The sequence below is a fragment of the Paenibacillus sp. J22P165 genome (genome assembly GCF_059692015.1).
In genome coordinates, this window is record NZ_JCAUAP010000004.1 from 315,620 (window position 1) to 332,109 (window position 16,490).

The following is a 16,490-nucleotide window of genomic DNA, read 5'->3' on the forward strand; positions in this document are numbered from 1 at the left end:
TTAGCTTAGGATGTAGAGAATAGTAATATGATAGCGGTTACTTGGAAGCAACATCCAGCGGGCGGGGAGGGATAAAGTGGATGTTAAGAACGGCGGATGTGCAAAAAAAGAAGTTCTTCACCAAAGTGTATCTCGTATGCATCTTAATTGTTTTTTTATACGCCAGTATTGCTGTTGGTTTTCTGGTCTATAAAAATATGGAGTCCCTCAACCAGAAGTGGGATGCCAATGCCACAAGATCTGTGGAACAGATGCGGGAACAGATGGACATTCGGCTGCAGGTAGCCTTTAATTTGGTATACCAATTGAAGCGAACGGAGCATTTTCTGAATTACAGCAACGATTCCACGCGCAATTACGCCAACATTACGTTGGTGTTGGAACAACTTAAGAAAAACAGGGAAGCTTTTGAGAACTATGGCTACCGGATCGATGTGATGAAGCCTGATGACAATTTGGTCATTACGACATTTGGTACCATTGATAAGGACAAGTACTATAAGGAAATGGCGCTGAAAAGCGCGGACATTGAGCAGATCGATGGGTACATCAAAGATTCGAAGTACTCCAATGTTGTTCTAGTCCAACAACGATTGTCCGAGATGGAGAATTACGGTTACGATACGATCTCTTTTGTGAAAAAAGAGCTTACCGGCAGGAATGACCTCATGTTTGTAATTTCCTTTTTCAAAGGTGGGTTTTACCCGGATTTGCTCAAATTAGATACCCAGGTGAACCGTATCGGCGTGCTTTCTGGTGACCAGTTAGTGGATGTCAAAGAAAATGGGGCTAATGGCGAAATTCCAGATGAGGTGCTGGCTCAGGTGAAGGAGCGGAGAGCTCCTTATGTCGAACAATACGGCGACGATCAGGCGCATCTTGTTAGTTCTTCTGTGCTGCCGAATGTCAGATATTTGTTCATGCTTACAGGGTATGCTTGGCAGCCGCAGTTGTCAGGCCTGTTGTTTCATTCATTATTGTTGTTCGGGCTGCTGCTTGTGATCGGTGCTGGCGTGGCTTTCTTGGCTTCACGGAATATTTATCGACCCATTCATAATGTGCTGACGATTTTCAAGGGATTGGATCAGGGCAGAAGAGGTGTCGGTGAAGAAGCAGTAGAGAGTACCGATGACATGTCCTTTATTACGGCAACCGCTGTGAACATCTCTCGCATGAATGACAGCCTGAAGGAAACCATCCAGAATAATCGGTTGTCCCTGCGTGATCATTTTTTACGCAATATGCTTTATGGGATTACCGGCGAGGCGGAGGTCAGGAACAATGCGGATAAATATGGGTTGGAGCACGTGCAGCATGATGTTACCGTTGTCGTGATGGAGCTCGTGGATGCTCACGACTTAGATGCGCAGTTCCCGGTTGAGACGGTGGTAGAGATTAAAGCGGGGATATTCAGGATGATCCTAGAGGCGGTCGAGAAAGAATTTGACTATGAACAAGTAGAACTGGAGCACAAACGGCATGTTCTCATCGTCAAAGAGCAGCAGATCGATCGGATGAAACGGATTTTCACCCATATTTTATCCGGCATTGAAGCCGACACGGAGATTCGGGTGGTTGCTGCCATTGGCCGTCCAGTTATTTCATTAGGCAACAGTGCAGAGTCTTATCAAGATGCAGTACGTTTGCTGGAGCGACGTTTCTCGCTAGAAAAGAATACAGTCATTACCGTGAATGATGTGGTGCTGCAAAGATCAGATATGTACACCTATCCACTAGAGCTCGAGCGTGAACTGATTACCTTTGTCCTACAAGGGAAGACAGACCAAGTACAGGCTATTCTATCTCGTATTCTGAATGAGCACATGGAGGAAAGTTATATAGGCGGGGAGAAGCTTGCCCGTTTTGTGCTTGCTGTCGATGTAACGGTGCATCGGATTCTAAATCAGATGAATAAAAGCTATAGGGAGTTATTTGGTCAAGACTCACTCTATGACGAGCTGAAGCAGACCGGGAACCGGAAACGGGTGCGGGAAAGAATATATGACGTGTTTGCGGTCATTATGGCGAGTATGGCGAACCGCAGTGAGAAGCAGGACCATACCGTAGCGGAGCAACTTCTTGCGCACATTCATGCACATTTCAATGAGGATATTTCATTGTCTGATATTGCTGAGCAATTTAACCTCTCACTGGGCTATATCAGTCTATTGTTCAAAAAGTTCACCGGGGAGAATTTCAAGGAGTACTTGAACCAATACCGAGTAACCAAGGCGAAGGAATATCTAAATGCCGAGGAAGTATACAGTATCAATGATGTGGCAGGCAAAGTAGGCTGCAACAACGTCAATACGTTCATCCGTATTTTCAAAAAGTACGAAGGTGTATCTCCTGGCCAGTATGCCAAGCGAAATGAATGAACCTACATCGAAAAGCAGTTATTGAAACCAAGCCCCGGCACATGCCGTGGGCTTTTATATTGTTAGCACTAGATGCTTACAATAATGTAAGCGTTATCAACGAAGTCGTGATGATCAAAATAATCAATATTGCCTATCCATCAAAATTATCGACATGCAGTAAAATAATAAGGATTTACGGAGAAAGGAAGCCGATGCTACACTTCAACCGTGAGAACCAAGCAGCAAGAGTAAGAGAAGGAGTGGGAATTGTCCATGAGTATGAAAACAACAATATGGGAACCAGGAGCACATGCGAGAGCGAGTACAGGGCACAGAATTTTGCGCAACTTAAAAAGAGACCGCTTTCTTTACTTGCTTATTGTTCCTTTTATCGCCTGGTACCTTGTCTTTCAGTATTATCCTATGCTGGGGTTGCAAATGGCTTTCAAAAAATACAGTATATACAAGGGACTATCTGGAAGTCCTTGGGTAGGTTTTGATAATTTTGTAACTTTTTTTAAAGGTCCCTACTTCTTAAGAACGTTGAAAAATACGATCTTGATCAGTTTATACAGTTTGATTTTCGCTTTTCCGGCACCTATTATATTGGCATTGCTGTTGAATGAAGTGAAGAACATGCTGTTTAAACGTACCGTACAGACGCTCACTTACTTGCCGCATTTTATCTCCATTGTCATTGTAGCGGGATTTGTTACTAATTTTTTATCTCCAACCAATGGCATTGTAAACTTGCTGCTAGCGAAATTGGGTCTAGAAAAACTGTACTTTCTGGTGGTACCGGAATATTTTCGAACCATCTTCATCTCCATGAATATATGGCGTGAAGTAGGATTTGGATCCATCATCTACATCGCTGCACTCTCTGCCATTCATCCAGAACTTCATGAAGCCGCTGTCATTGACGGGGCTAACAAATGGAAGCGAGTGCTGCACGTAACCCTGCCAGGTATTATGCCTACGATCATGATTATGCTGATTTTAAAAATCGGAAATTTGTTGGATGTCGGATATGAGGCCATCATTTTATTGTATCAGCCCTCTACGTATGAGGTTTCCGATGTCATCAGCACGTATGTGTACCGGACGGGATTACAAGATGGACGTTATGATATCGGCACCGCCGTAGGTTTGTTCAATTCAGTTGTTGGTCTGGTGTTGGTAATCTGTGCAAACAAATTAAGTAAAAAATATACCGAAAGCGGTTTATGGTAGGAGATGACCTATGAAATTCCTGACACCTGGAGAAAAGATTTTTTCATTGTGTAACTACATTTTTCTAGGCCTTTTGGCTGCAGCCACGTTGTATCCATTTCTGTATGTAGTCTCAGCCTCCTTAAGCTCATCAAATGCCGTGTTATCTGGAGATGTGGTGCTGTTTCCCAAAGAGTTAACGCTGCAGGCTTTCAGGCAAGTTTTGACAGAGCAGGGCATTTGGCTAGCATATGGTAATACGGTATTTTATACGGTAGCTGCAACCTGTATACAGATGGCCTTCACCATTATGGGCGCATATCCATTATCCAAAAAAAGATTCATGGGCAGGACCCCGATCAGTTTCTTCATCGCATTTACGATGCTATTCAATGCAGGCATGATTCCTTTCTATTTGACGATCAAAGAGCTCGGTATGTTGAACAGCAGGTGGGGACTATTGATACCTTTTGCTGTAACGACCTTTCTGGTCATCTTGCTGCGAACGAACTTCCAGTCCGTACCGGAAGAGATGGAAGAGGCGGCTAAGGTGGACGGCGCTTCAGACTTTCAAATTTTGACACGCATCTATTTACCTGTATCCAAACCTGCGCTGGCAACCATTTCACTCTTCTATGCAGTAGGCACTTGGAACTCCTATTTCTGGGCTATGGTGTTAATACAAGATGAGAGCAAGATTCCTTTGCAAGTGCTTTTACGCAGACTAGTCGTATCTATGAATCCAACTGAAGGCATGATGGCTACAACCGATACAACCGTGTTGTTTTCTCAAGAAACCGTTATTTACGCCACCATTGTCATTGCCATCCTTCCAGTAATTGTGGTGTACCCTTTTATTCAAAAATATTTCACCGCCGGCGCTATGGTAGGCTCCGTGAAGGGGTAAATAGAGAAAGATAAGGGAGGTGGTGCCTCCTCGATAGGCACGAATCGTAGAGAAAATAAATCAATATCATTTTGTACAATCCTAGGGAGGTTGCATGTCAATGAAACGCAAAGCATGGAAGACCGCAGCAGCTGCAGCTGCACTATCAGTCAGTATGATTACAGGTTGCTCATCAGATAAGGAACAAACACAAGCTTCTCCTTCTACACAGGCATCACCGCAATCTGCATCGGCTGCTCCTGCAAGTCCGCAATCCTCAAAAGCCAGCTCTAAACCGATTACTTTAAGCATTCATATGCACTATGGGAATGGCGGTGGCGGGGATAAGGTATTTAATGACGAGTGGCCAGTCTTCAAAAAAGCGGCGGAGCTAACGAATGTTACCTTAAAGGGAACCGCTTCCAAAACACTGACCAACAGTGCTGAAGCTTACAATTTGATGCTGGCGTCAGGAACGTTATCCGATATTATTCATTTTAGTAAGAAAGAAGATGCCAACAAGCTTGGGGGAGAGGGCGGCCTTGTTGCACTTAACGATTTAATTGATAAAAATGCGCCTAACATCAAGAAGTTCTTGGACAGTCGTCCGGATGTTCGTAAATATTTGACTTCCGCAGATGGCAAAATCTATTATGTCTCCTTTGTCCCAGACGGAGCAGCCTCCACAGGGTGGTTTATTCGCCAGGATTGGCTCGATAAACTGGGACTCAAAAAGCCGACTACGGCAGATGAGTACTACAGCGTTTTGAAGGCTTTCCGAGATAACGATCCGAATGGAAACGGGAAGAAAGATGAGATTCCTTATTTTAATCGTCAATCCTTTGGCGTGTACTCGCTGCTTAACCTATGGGATGCCGGTACGGGCTACAAAGTAGACCCGAAAACGGATACCGTTGTCTATGATCCGATCAACCCTACTTACAAAACGGGGATGACGAACCTCGCCAAGTGGTATTCGGAAGGGCTAATCGACAAAGAAATTTTCACTCGTAAAGGCGACACTAGGCTGGTAATGCTATCAGATAACCTCGGCGGTTCTACGCATGACTGGTTTGCAAGTACGTATGGTTACAATGTGAAAGCCAAGGATAAAGTACCTAATGTGAATCTTGCGCCAATCCCGCCTGTAGCAAGTGTTACAGGGGATGTGTCCTGGTTCGATTACCGTGCTACAGTAAGTCCATCCGGCTGGGGAATTGCCAGTTCCAACAAGAATCAATTAGAAACAATCAAGTACATGGATTTCTGGTTCAGTGAGGAAGGACGCCAAATGGCGAATTACGGTCTGGAAGGTCAAACCTATGACATGGTAAACGGCAAACCGGTCTTCAAGAAGTCGCTGCTGGACACTGGTAATGTGTTGCTCAATCTGCAAAAGATGGGGGCTCAACAAGAAATCGGCTTCTATCAGAATTTTGATTATGAGAAGCAATATACGCCAGAAGGTGTGCTGTCTTCCATCGATGAGTATAACGCGAAGTATATTAAGAAAGTCAGCGTGCCGAATCTAAACTTTACAGTGAAAGAACAAGAGCGCTTGAAAGAGTTGGAAGGGCAAATTGAAACGTATCGTGTGGAGACGGGGCAGAAGTGGTTGTTGGGTGCTGAATCCGCCGAAGCCAAATACAACGATTTCGTCAAACAACTCAAAACACTGGGAATTGACGAAGTATTAAAAATTAAGAATGAGGCATACTTGCGCTATAAAAAAGGCTGATCGATCAACTTATTTCCGGGCTGTGCATCTTGTGGCAGCCCGGTTGTACGATAAACGCCACCAAAAATGAGCATTGGGGGGAAAATGAGGATGAGAAGGACAATTGCAATAAGTCTTGTATGGGTTATGATTCTTGGATTGCTTTCACCTGGGTTCGGTTCTATATCGTATGCTGCAAGTGAAGGCGATGCTAGTACGCACAGCAGTGTCACTACTAGTATTAATGAAAGCGTGTACAAAGAGGTAGTGATAAAGCCTTCAGCTGATGCCTATACCCTGAACTCAAGGGCAGACACCAATTATGGTAGTTGGGATTTACTTGTTCTGAAAAGGGATAACAACAGCAATACAAACCGCAAAATATATACGAGGTTCGCGCTGGCGGACCTGGGCATCCGGGATCCTCAGAAGGTTATCAGCGTCACGCTCCAAGTTTATCGAACAGATACGACGGGAACAACCGGCGGCGTAGGTGTGTACCCGGTCAATGATAATTCCTGGCAGGAGCTAGGCATTACGTGGAATAATGCGCCTGCCAATGTTGCAGATCCGCTAACTGTCGTCACGGTAGGACCGGCAACCAAGTTCTATGATTTCGATGTGACAGCTTATGTAAAGTCCCATTGGCAGGATGAAGCCTTGTCCTTTGCTTTCTTAGGACAGGTGCACGGCCAGCAGATCACTTTTGCCTCTAAGGAGCAGAATGCAGCAGGCGTGGGCAAAGAACCGCGGCTTGTCCTGAGGACGACTCAATCGCCTCTGACCTCCATTGAAGTCGTCAATCCGCCGCTGAAAACGGTCTATTATCCGGGTGATAAGCTGGATCTGACGGGTCTGGTCGTGAGTGGTCATTATGAAGATGGCTCGGTGACGCCTTTGACCGCTTACGCAGTGAGCGGCTTTGATAGCAGCGCGCCAGCCGCATCGCAGCAAATTAGCTTGACTGCCGAAGGTCAAACAACCCATTTCAACGTAGAAGTTCGCCCGCCATCTGGGGTGAATATCCCTACGTGGCCTGTCGGAAGTACGCTTACAGCGACAGGTACGTCTAAGACGAAGACAATTTTAACTTGGACCCAAGCCTTAGATAATGAGGATGTGACTGGCTATCGATTGTTTGACGGGGAGAATCTCATACGTACTGTGAGCGGTGATACATTGTCGCTTTCGCTCACAGGATTAACACCTTCGACATCGTATCACTTCCGTATCGAAGCTGGGGACAGTGAAGGGAATTGGTCGCCAGGTCCGGCGTTGAGCGTTGTGACTGAACTGAGTCCACCGGCGTTGCCACAGGTAACTGCGATTGCGAGCGGTGCCTTCAATCTGGCTGCTTGGACTGTGGCTGTGAATTCAGATGGCAAAGGCGTGTGGGAGACGTCAAGTGGCAATCTCGCTTTAACGACATATGCAAGCGCAGGGTCTGATCCGCTCCGGAATGTGATTGTTCATCCAACGCCGTTCATAGGTGACTTCGTCTGGACCGGTAAAGTAATGGTCACACCGCGCAGCGATTGGGACGATCTAGCTGTTGTGTTCAACTACGTAGATGAGAAGAACTACTGCTTTGTTTCCTTAAATAAAAGCAATGACGACGCGACCAACGGTATTTTCCGTGTCGTGAACAATTCGCTTGTTCAACTCAAGGATTTTAACATTGGCCTGCTAAAGCCTGGCACGGCGCAGGAACTAAGGATTGACCGGCTAGGTTCGATCATCCGTGTGTATCTGGACGGTGATTATATCGGTGAAGCGGAGGAATCTCAGTATACGACTGGCCGTGTAGGCTTCGCGAGTGCCAACGATCGCGTCACGCTTTCTGAAATGAACGTATACGGAACAGAGTTGATCGATCTGCTGCCGCCAAGCTCGCCAGGACAGTTCACAGCGGAGGCACAATCCTCGAAGGCTATTCGCTTATCGTGGACAGCTTCCACAGACGATTCGGGCATTAAGCTTTATTCTGTCTATCGGAATGGCGAGTTGCTTGGCACGACGAACCTCACTGCTTATGTGGATGAGGGGTTGACACCGCTAAGCGCATACAGCTATTACGTGACGGCAACCGACGTATCCAATAAGGTTTCGGAGCCAAGCGCCATCGTGACTACAACCACTCTGGAACAAGACCTGCATACGTTCCCGTTCAGTCACAAAATGATCGACAGCGCGCTCCGTGAGCCGCTGCTGCAATATCAACTAAGTCTGGAGTGGACGTCGCACAGTCTGCGAAGCGGTACCGCCCTGATGTATCTGACGACAGCTGCTTTATATGACCCTTCCTATAAGGGCAGCGACGGTACGATGATTAAGAATCGGATTCTAGCACATATTCGCAATATGCTAGTTCCCGGAAGCAAGCGGGAGCCTGGCGCGTCCGGTTCACTGGATACCTCAGCGACATCACTCGCAATTCAAGCACTTGATCTCGCTTCGACGATTCCTGCAGTCTGGAACGAGCTGACTTCGGAGGAGAAAGTCAAAATCAATCTCATCATGCAAGCGCATCTGGTAGCGGCGCATTGGGGACATGATGATGACAATAATTTCTCGACGGGTATCGATCAGTTGGGCAATTTCAACAAAGGATGGAATCCCAATTATGTGGAAGGCGCTATTGCCAGTGCGCTAGCTACGGTTCGTTATTTAGGCGGGGCAGACAATGCGAATGACTTCTTGCTCAGTTTCGATTATGACAACTTTATGAGCAAGCTTCAGGCAGCAGGACTTTCCAGCATTGCTTGGACTTTCCGTCAAACAGGCAAATCTGCGCTCGAGGCAGCGGTAAAGAATGAATTTACGTTTAGAGGCCACACGTTGGATCAACCCTTCGAATGGATGAAAGACCGCGCCTTGATTATGTACAACAAAACAGTAAAAGCACAGTTATCCAGCAACGATACTGTTCGTGCTTTTGTTCTTAATCCAGAAGGATTGCCGAATGTAGGCGTGATGGGAATGGCACAGGAATTTGACTCGGTGGATGCCAATGGGATTCGAAGCGACCTCGATTATGTGACAAGGGGCTGGAATAACAGCATTCTTAGTTTGCTGGAGGCTTATTATTATGGTGTTGCTTCATCGGGTTCGCCAGAAGATCTTGCATTGATCCAATCTCGATATGCAATTGGGAGTACTGATCTCATCTATAAAGCGGTAAATGGGTATTCCGGTTATGCGAAAGGGAAGTCACTTGGCATTCGGGATGAATTCACCGCAGATGCTAATGTAGGTTACGATTGGCTGAAGGAACTATGGGAGAATGTGATTAGCCAGCCCTCACTGATTCCATTGCGGGTAGTAGAACTTGAGCCTCAAGGCTTAGCTGTTGCAAAACCAGGTACTATCGTGCTTTCAGACGACAATGGGCAGGATACAGGTCTATTGGATGGTCAGTACAAAGTTACAATGAATATGTGGTATGGCGATAATGGCACACTTTACAAGCTCTATGAGAATGATGTGTTAATGGATACACAAGTTCTTACGGACAAATCGCCGAACGCGCAATCTGCAGTAACTTCCATAAAGAACAAGCCCAATGGTACCTATAAGTACCATGCTGAGCTCACGAATAAGTTCGGTACGAGCAAAAGCCAAGATATAACCGTTATCGTCAAACATGCAGCTCCTGCTAAACCAGTTCTCGCTAACGATAATTGGGATGGTGACGGCAATTTCAACGTTAACATGAACATGTGGTGGGGAACCAATGGTACGACGTATAACCTTTATGAAAATGGGGTACTTGTTTATTCGCAAGCGTTGACTGTGAATACACCAAATGCTCAATCCGCTGTGGCATTCTTAACGAATAAAGCAAAAGGTACGTATGAGTATCGTGGTGAACTTGTGAACGATGCGGGTGCTACATCCAGTGATACGATGATTGTCAAAGTAACAAAGCCCTAAAAGCCGTGAAGCGACTGAAGGCGGGAACGACTTATGTCGAGCAGCTTCTCTGGTTCATGCCGGGTTGATTTATTCAGGACAAAAGACGGCAGTCACAATCTTTGATAATAGACGCTAGTCTGTAAAGGACAGCGTATGAGGAGATGACTTGATGAAGAAGAATATGTCTATGTTCGCTTTCTGTCTGGTTGTTTTGTTTACACTGGCTTGTTTACTTCCGGGATGGGAAACACCTGCTTATGCGTCTAGTAATTTGGCATTAGGTAAAACAGCTGTCGCGAGTTCTGTGAAGAATAGCTCCTTAGCCGCCAGCAAAGCTACGGACGGTGACAGCACCACTACCCGCTGGGGCTCGAACTATTCAAGCAGCGAATGGATGTATGTGGATCTGGGCTCATCGCAAAATGTAGGCAGCGTGACTATTCAGTGGGGATCATCCTACGCTACGGCCTTTAAAATCCAGTTATCCAGCGATGCCTCCACCTGGACGGATGCGTATTCAACTACCAGTGGTGATGGTGGAGTTGACGCCATTACACTTGCAGCAGCAGCCTCAGCCAGATATGTGCGCGTGCAGGGGATTACGCCTGCGACGACGTATGGTTATTCCATCTATGAATTAGAGGTTTATGCACCGTCTGGAACGACGGATCCTGGTCCTGACCCAGGTGAAGAGCCTGATCGCGATGCATCTTTTGGACCGAATGGTACACACTGGCCATCTCTGATTCCCACGCCTTTTATGTACGACACCACGGTAACGAACATTATCGATGTCAGCAACTCTTGGTCGGCAATCAGCACGGCGATCGCGGCCGTGACGCCTGAACAGGCGGCAGCAGGGGTTCTGATCCGAGTCGCTCCTGGCACATTGACAGGCAACGGGGCCGGTTCAGGCAATACACCAGTTCTACAAAATCTTGGTTCTTCATCGTGGACGAAACGTATTACAGTGGCACCTCGTGACGGTTATGGAACGGTGACCATTACGGGAGGAGCTTTGATTAAGAATGTGCGAAGTGTGGCCTTCGCCGGACTGATCGCTGACCAGATCAAGCTGGAAGGCTGCGACCGCTCAGCCTTGGCTTGGACCAAAGTGACCCGTTGGTTGGCAGGGTACGGTATCGCGAACCAAACAACATCCATGGTAGAATTCAGTGAAGTTGTTATGCCTGATTCTCAAGTCGTCGATGGTGATGCCTCCGATTTCTATTCTGTGTCTTCCGGCCCTATTGACGGGTGGCGCTTCGACGGCATCTATCTTGCGCCTCATTTCTTTAATCCAGCTACTACACCGAAACCGCATACGGATACTATGCAATTCGCTGGTTCAGGGGCCTATACGAATATGACAATCCGTGATTCCGCTATCTTCTCCAGTAACAATTGCTCCATTCAAACAGGCAGTTTGAACGGGCTAGTCCTCGAGCATAGCTATCTTGCAGCAGGGAGCGTAGCTCGAAGCCGCTATCCTTTCCTTGCCGGAGGATCTACGGAAGCTGGGACAGCAGCATTCAATGGCAACGGTACGAACTTTGTAGCGCTAGACTCGGTCATTATTGGTGGAATGGGCTCGGCATCATGGACTTCCGCAACCAATACGAAAACCAGCTATGCTTATCAAGCCTCCCAGCAGCCAGCCAGCGGTGCTTGGACAGTTGATACGAGCTTGTCCGCTACGAATCCGACCATGCCACCTATGCCAAATGATACGTATTTGAACTCGATTTGGGGGAACTAAGTGAGGGAAGAAAGAAGCTGTGCCAAAAGTCAATTTAGACTTTTGGTAACAGCCTCTTCTTTCGCTAATGACCTAGGAGTAATGAACCTGCTTGCTCTGTTTCACGCAATCTAACTGGATTATCTCCATCTATTTGAAGTGGATTTCTCGAATCCGAAAGGTTAACTGTATTTCCTGTAGTTAAATTCCTTCAATTTGCTCGTTTCTTCAAATTTTATATAAATTAGCTGTATTTTTTCCATCTAATCATGAAAATAGGTCAGATTCGAGCAAATTAGATGTACTTTTTCCAGTTAATCGGCACAATCGATAATCAGCGGATGACACAACGAAACAGTCCCTGGGTTACATACCCAAGGGACTGTTTGTTTTGCGCCAATACAGCGGCGTAACGCCCGTTATTCTTTTGAACACGGTAGCAAAATGTTGGCTGGACGCGTACCCCAGATTCGTCGATATGGTAAGTACGGAATCGTCGGTATGAGAGAGAAAAACACACGCTTGTTTAATCCTTTGTCGTTCCAGAAAAGCCATCGGCGTATTGCCAGTATATTGTCTAAACGTTCGCATGAAGTGAGAAGGACTAATAGAAGCGAATTCTGCCATTTCCTCAATTGTTGGCCGCCAATCAGGTTCTTCATTCACTTTTCTGATCATGGAGTCGAAAGCATAAATTAGATCAGCAGATAGCGAACCACTCTCTTGGGAGGGTTGGAGAATCTGAAGCAGCAATTCAACGATTGCTTGACGGATAGCCGTGGAACGTAAAGGACTGGAGGCTTGAAGTGCATCTTTTAACCGTTGTAAGGCAGCTAGGGGTTGAATGCCCGTATGTACAATCCGCTGCAACTGATCTAGCTTTGTTCGAATGGTGGTAATCTCATGCTTAGGTAAGCAAAGCCAATCTTCATGCGACGGAGGGGAGAGGATAAACCACCAGAAGCGACTAGGTTCAATGACATTGAAACCACCTCGGTGAATTTCACCAGGCCGTGTATGAAACACTTCACCAGCTTTCGTTTCGTAGGTTCGATTAGCTAGCTCCCAGCTTGCTTTCCCGCGTTCAATAAAAACAAACTCGTAACCAAGATGTTCATGGTAGCCGAGTCGAAGTGCACTGTTAATTTCATCAAATCCGAAAAGAAGCAACTCAGGAACAGCCTCAATTGGCTCTTGATGCTCTCGATTATACGTCCAACGGTGCTTGGCGGCAGGGGCCATGACATCATCCCTTTGTACAGAATATGGTCCAATTGTTTCTGATACTACTCTGCAAGGAGAAGAACGTCAAGACAAGTTCAAGCGATATATAATATATCTGAAGATGAAAGGGAGGATGAATATGGCCATTCAAGCTCAGAAAACGTATAAAATAACGGAAGCGGATAAGGCGACATTTGAGAGAGACGGTTATTGGATCAGTCCAAAAATTTTGGATGACTTCCAAATTGAAAGACTTCGCAAAGCGCATGATCGCGTCTGGTCCGGTGATTATGATGGAGATGGGATGCCAATGAATCCATATCGACCTTCTGCTAATCCCGATGCCCTACGGAAGCTGGATAATGGGTGGTGGATTAACGACGACATTCGGGAAACCGTTACGGATCCTTTCATTGGAGAACTTGTGGCCGATCTGCTTCAAGTTGATGAGACACGACTTTGGCATGATCAAGTTATCTTGAAGCCAGGTGTAGGGAACAAAGAAACGAGTTCAGGAAATGTGGGTTGGCATCAAGATTATGGCTATTGGCAGTGCAGCAGTACTAGTGAAATGATTACGGTCTGGATAGCGCTGCAGGATACGGATTTGACGAATGGCGGTATGATGACCATCCTGGGGTCTCACAAATGGGGACTCATTCCTGACAGCAATACCTTCTTTAATCAGAATATGGATGAGCTAAAAGAGAAGTACGCTGGTGGGCGTGAATGGGTGGAGGAGCCGTGTATTTTGAAAGCAGGGCAAGCGAGTTTCCATCACGGACTCACGTTCCATGGATCAGGTGCCAATCAAACGAACGAGGCTCGCCTATCCATAGTTGCACACGTCATGCCTGGAGGCACGTCGTACCTTTCGGGTATCCAACATCATCCCAACATTCGATTGCTCGGACCGCGTCCTTATCATGGACAGCCTTTCGATAATGTGTATTTTCCGACGTTATTTAAGCGGTAGAAACGTTGGGAGAAATAAAATTAAAGTAGAACCTGCTTCTCCATGAAGCAGGTTCTTTGGCGTCTAAACAATCATTTTTCTTAGAATATAGTTAAAATGCACAGTTTTTCCGTATCAGCATAGGAAAAGACCCGTATCCTTACAAATTTAACCTATTTCTAAGTCAAGGAAACGTGATACTTTGTTGGGATAATGACTTCTTACTTGCGAGGTGTTGGTATGCCTATTCTGTACGATGAAGCCCATCAGTTGTTCCATCTCATGACTGCGCAGACAAGTTATGCATTTCAAGTGACCAAATGGGGACTGCTTGCACATACATATTGGGGAAAAAAGGTACGCACAGATAACCTTCACAGGAATTTAGAACTTCGCGCTCGCAGTACCGTCTCGCCTCGTCCCGACCCCTCGGAACCTGCGTACTCTCCAGATACCATACCGCAGGAATTTCCTGCCTACGGCGCTGGCGATTTCCGGGCTCCAGCCTTTGAAGTGCTGCTTGCAAATGGCACTTCCGTAACCGATTTGACCTACCGATCGCATCGCATTATGCAAGGGAAACCTACGTTGGAGGGATTGCCTGCAACCTATGTGGAAGCGGAGGAGGAAGCGCAGACGCTGGAGATCGAGCTCTATGATGCACAGATCGGATTATCTGTGTTTTTGACCTACACCGTTTATACCTCCTATGATGCCATCACTCGTTCAGCAAGGTTTGTCCATAATGGCCAGGAAACGCTGAGACTTCAGCGCGCGCTGACAATGAGTATTGATTTGCCCCATTCTGACTTTGATTTCCTGCAATTGTCGGGTGCCCATCTCCGGGAGAGGGCCATATATCGTCGGCCACTCACGCCAGGTGGTCATACGGTAGAAAGCAGACGCGGTGTGAGCGGTCATCAGCAGAATCCTTTCGTAGCGCTTCTATCCAAAGGGACGGATGAAGAGCAAGGAGAAGTTTATGGATTTAGTCTCGTTTATAGCGGCAGCTTCCTTGCGCACGCGGAAGTGGATCAGTTCTTTACAACGAGAGTACAGATGGGGGTCAATCCATTTGATTTCATCTGGCTGCTCTCGCCAGGGGAATTCTTTCAAACACCAGAGGTGGTGTTAGTATTCTCTGATCGAGGATTGGGGGGTATGTCGCGTATCTACCATCGTCTTTATCGAGATAGACTTTGCCGTGGCTCATACCGACACAAGGAACGACCGATTCTTATCAACAACTGGGAAGCCACGTATTTCGACTTCGATGCCGATAAACTGGAGCACATTGCCAAAGAAGGTTCAAGTCTTGGCATGGAGTTGTTCGTGTTAGATGACGGTTGGTTCGGCAAACGCAACAACGACAACGTGTCACTTGGTGACTGGGTTGTGAATCCGAGCAAACTGCCAGATGGGCTGCAGGATCTCGCTGATCGTATTGCGAGGCAAGGTATGCAGCTGGGGCTTTGGTTCGAGCCGGAGATGGTTTCACCGGACAGCGACCTCTATCGTAAACACCCCGACTGGTGCTTATATGTACCTGATCGGCGCCGTACGGAAAGTCGAAGCCAATTGGTTCTGGATCTATCTCGAAACGACGTTGTTGAGTACGTAGTAGAGGCAGTGTGCCGTGTGCTGGAAAGCGCACCAATTGCTTATGTGAAGTGGGATCTCAATCGGAATTTCACAGAGATCGGCTCCAAGCTTCTGCCGAAAGAGCGGCAGCGTGAGACGGCACATCGCTATATGCTCGGTTTGTATCAGGCGCTCGAGCGGATCACATCCAAGTTTCCCCATATCTTATTCGAAAGCTGTGCAGGTGGCGGTGGTCGCTTCGATCCAGGTATGCTCTATTACATGCAGCAAACATGGGCAAGTGACAACTCTGACGCGGTAAGCCGTCTGCAAATCCAATACGGGACTAGTTTGGTCTATCCACCCGTGACCATGGGGGCGAATGTGTCAGCAGTGCCAAATCATCAAATTGGCCGAATGACCCCCTTGCAGACCCGCGGCTACGTTGCGATGTCAGGATCCTTCGGGTATCAACTCGATTTAACAAAGCTGAATGAAGAGGAGAAGGCGGCTATTCGTGAACAAGTCGCCCTCTACAAAGAAATCAGAGGTATCGTGCAATTTGGCGACTTTTATCGCTTGTTAACCCCCTTTGAAATAGGGGAAGCTGCGTGGATGTTTGTTACAGAGGATCGGAAGGAAGCGGTAGTGTTCTATTTCCAGATACAGGCTGCTGTTGCGGGTCAAATAAAAAGACTGCGGCTTAACGGGTTGGACGAAAAGTTCAATTACCGACTTTTAAGTGGGGGACATATCGGGGGTTGTGGACAGGAAGACGTCTACGGTGGTGATTATCTGCAGCGAGTCGGGTATGTGTTACCAGCTCTCAAAGGAGATTACCAAAGCCTACTTATCCGTCTTGTGGCTAGTACTTTCGAGAGCTGAATACGGCGTAATCGTAT

Annotated in this window: 9 protein-coding genes; 8 read left to right on the forward strand and 1 reads right to left on the reverse strand. The window is 46.8% G+C overall.

From position 1 onward, the window contains the following. Positions 1–80 precede the first annotated feature (80 nt). The 6 genes from AC58QM_RS11740 to AC58QM_RS11765 all read left to right on the forward strand — a co-directional run bounded on the left by AC58QM_RS11740 (position 81) and on the right by AC58QM_RS11765 (position 11,849). Entirely contained in the window at positions 81–2,378 is a 2,298-nt protein-coding gene (locus AC58QM_RS11740) for a helix-turn-helix domain-containing protein (RefSeq protein ID WP_497284066.1), read from the forward strand. A gap of 255 nt (positions 2,379–2,633) precedes the next feature. Then, entirely contained in the window at positions 2,634–3,593 is a 960-nt protein-coding gene (locus AC58QM_RS11745) for an ABC transporter permease (RefSeq protein ID WP_497284068.1), read from the forward strand. Between the two features lie 10 nt (positions 3,594–3,603). Continuing rightward, positions 3,604–4,479, forward strand: a complete 876-nt coding sequence (locus tag AC58QM_RS11750) for a carbohydrate ABC transporter permease (protein ID WP_497284070.1) — start codon at positions 3,604–3,606, stop codon at positions 4,477–4,479. Between the two features lie 100 nt (positions 4,480–4,579). Beyond that, positions 4,580–6,196 (forward strand): type 2 periplasmic-binding domain-containing protein, encoded by a 1,617-nt coding sequence (locus AC58QM_RS11755; protein ID WP_497284072.1) that lies wholly within the window; start codon positions 4,580–4,582, stop codon positions 6,194–6,196. 90 nt (positions 6,197–6,286) lie between these two features. After that, a complete protein-coding gene (locus AC58QM_RS11760; RefSeq protein WP_497284074.1) occupies positions 6,287–10,108 on the forward strand; it encodes a CBM96 family carbohydrate-binding protein in 3,822 nt (1,273 codons plus the stop codon). Positions 10,109–10,259: 151 nt separating this feature from the next. Continuing rightward, entirely contained in the window at positions 10,260–11,849 is a 1,590-nt protein-coding gene (locus AC58QM_RS11765; RefSeq protein ID WP_497284076.1) for a discoidin domain-containing protein, read from the forward strand. A 345-nt stretch (positions 11,850–12,194) separates the two neighbouring features. Here the strand turns inward: AC58QM_RS11765 and AC58QM_RS11770 are convergent, their stop codons facing one another. Then, positions 12,195–13,070, reverse strand: coding sequence for an AraC family transcriptional regulator (locus tag AC58QM_RS11770; protein WP_497284077.1), 876 nt, complete (start codon positions 13,068–13,070; stop codon positions 12,195–12,197). Between the two features lie 121 nt (positions 13,071–13,191). Here AC58QM_RS11770 and AC58QM_RS11775 point away from each other — a divergent pair, with 121 nt between their 5' ends. After that, positions 13,192–14,028: a phytanoyl-CoA dioxygenase family protein gene (locus tag AC58QM_RS11775; RefSeq protein ID WP_497284078.1), complete on the forward strand. Its 837-nt coding sequence runs from the start codon at positions 13,192–13,194 to the stop codon at positions 14,026–14,028. Between the two features lie 219 nt (positions 14,029–14,247). Beyond that, entirely contained in the window at positions 14,248–16,473 is a 2,226-nt protein-coding gene (locus AC58QM_RS11780; RefSeq protein ID WP_497284079.1) for an alpha-galactosidase, read from the forward strand. Positions 16,474–16,490 lie beyond the last annotated feature (17 nt).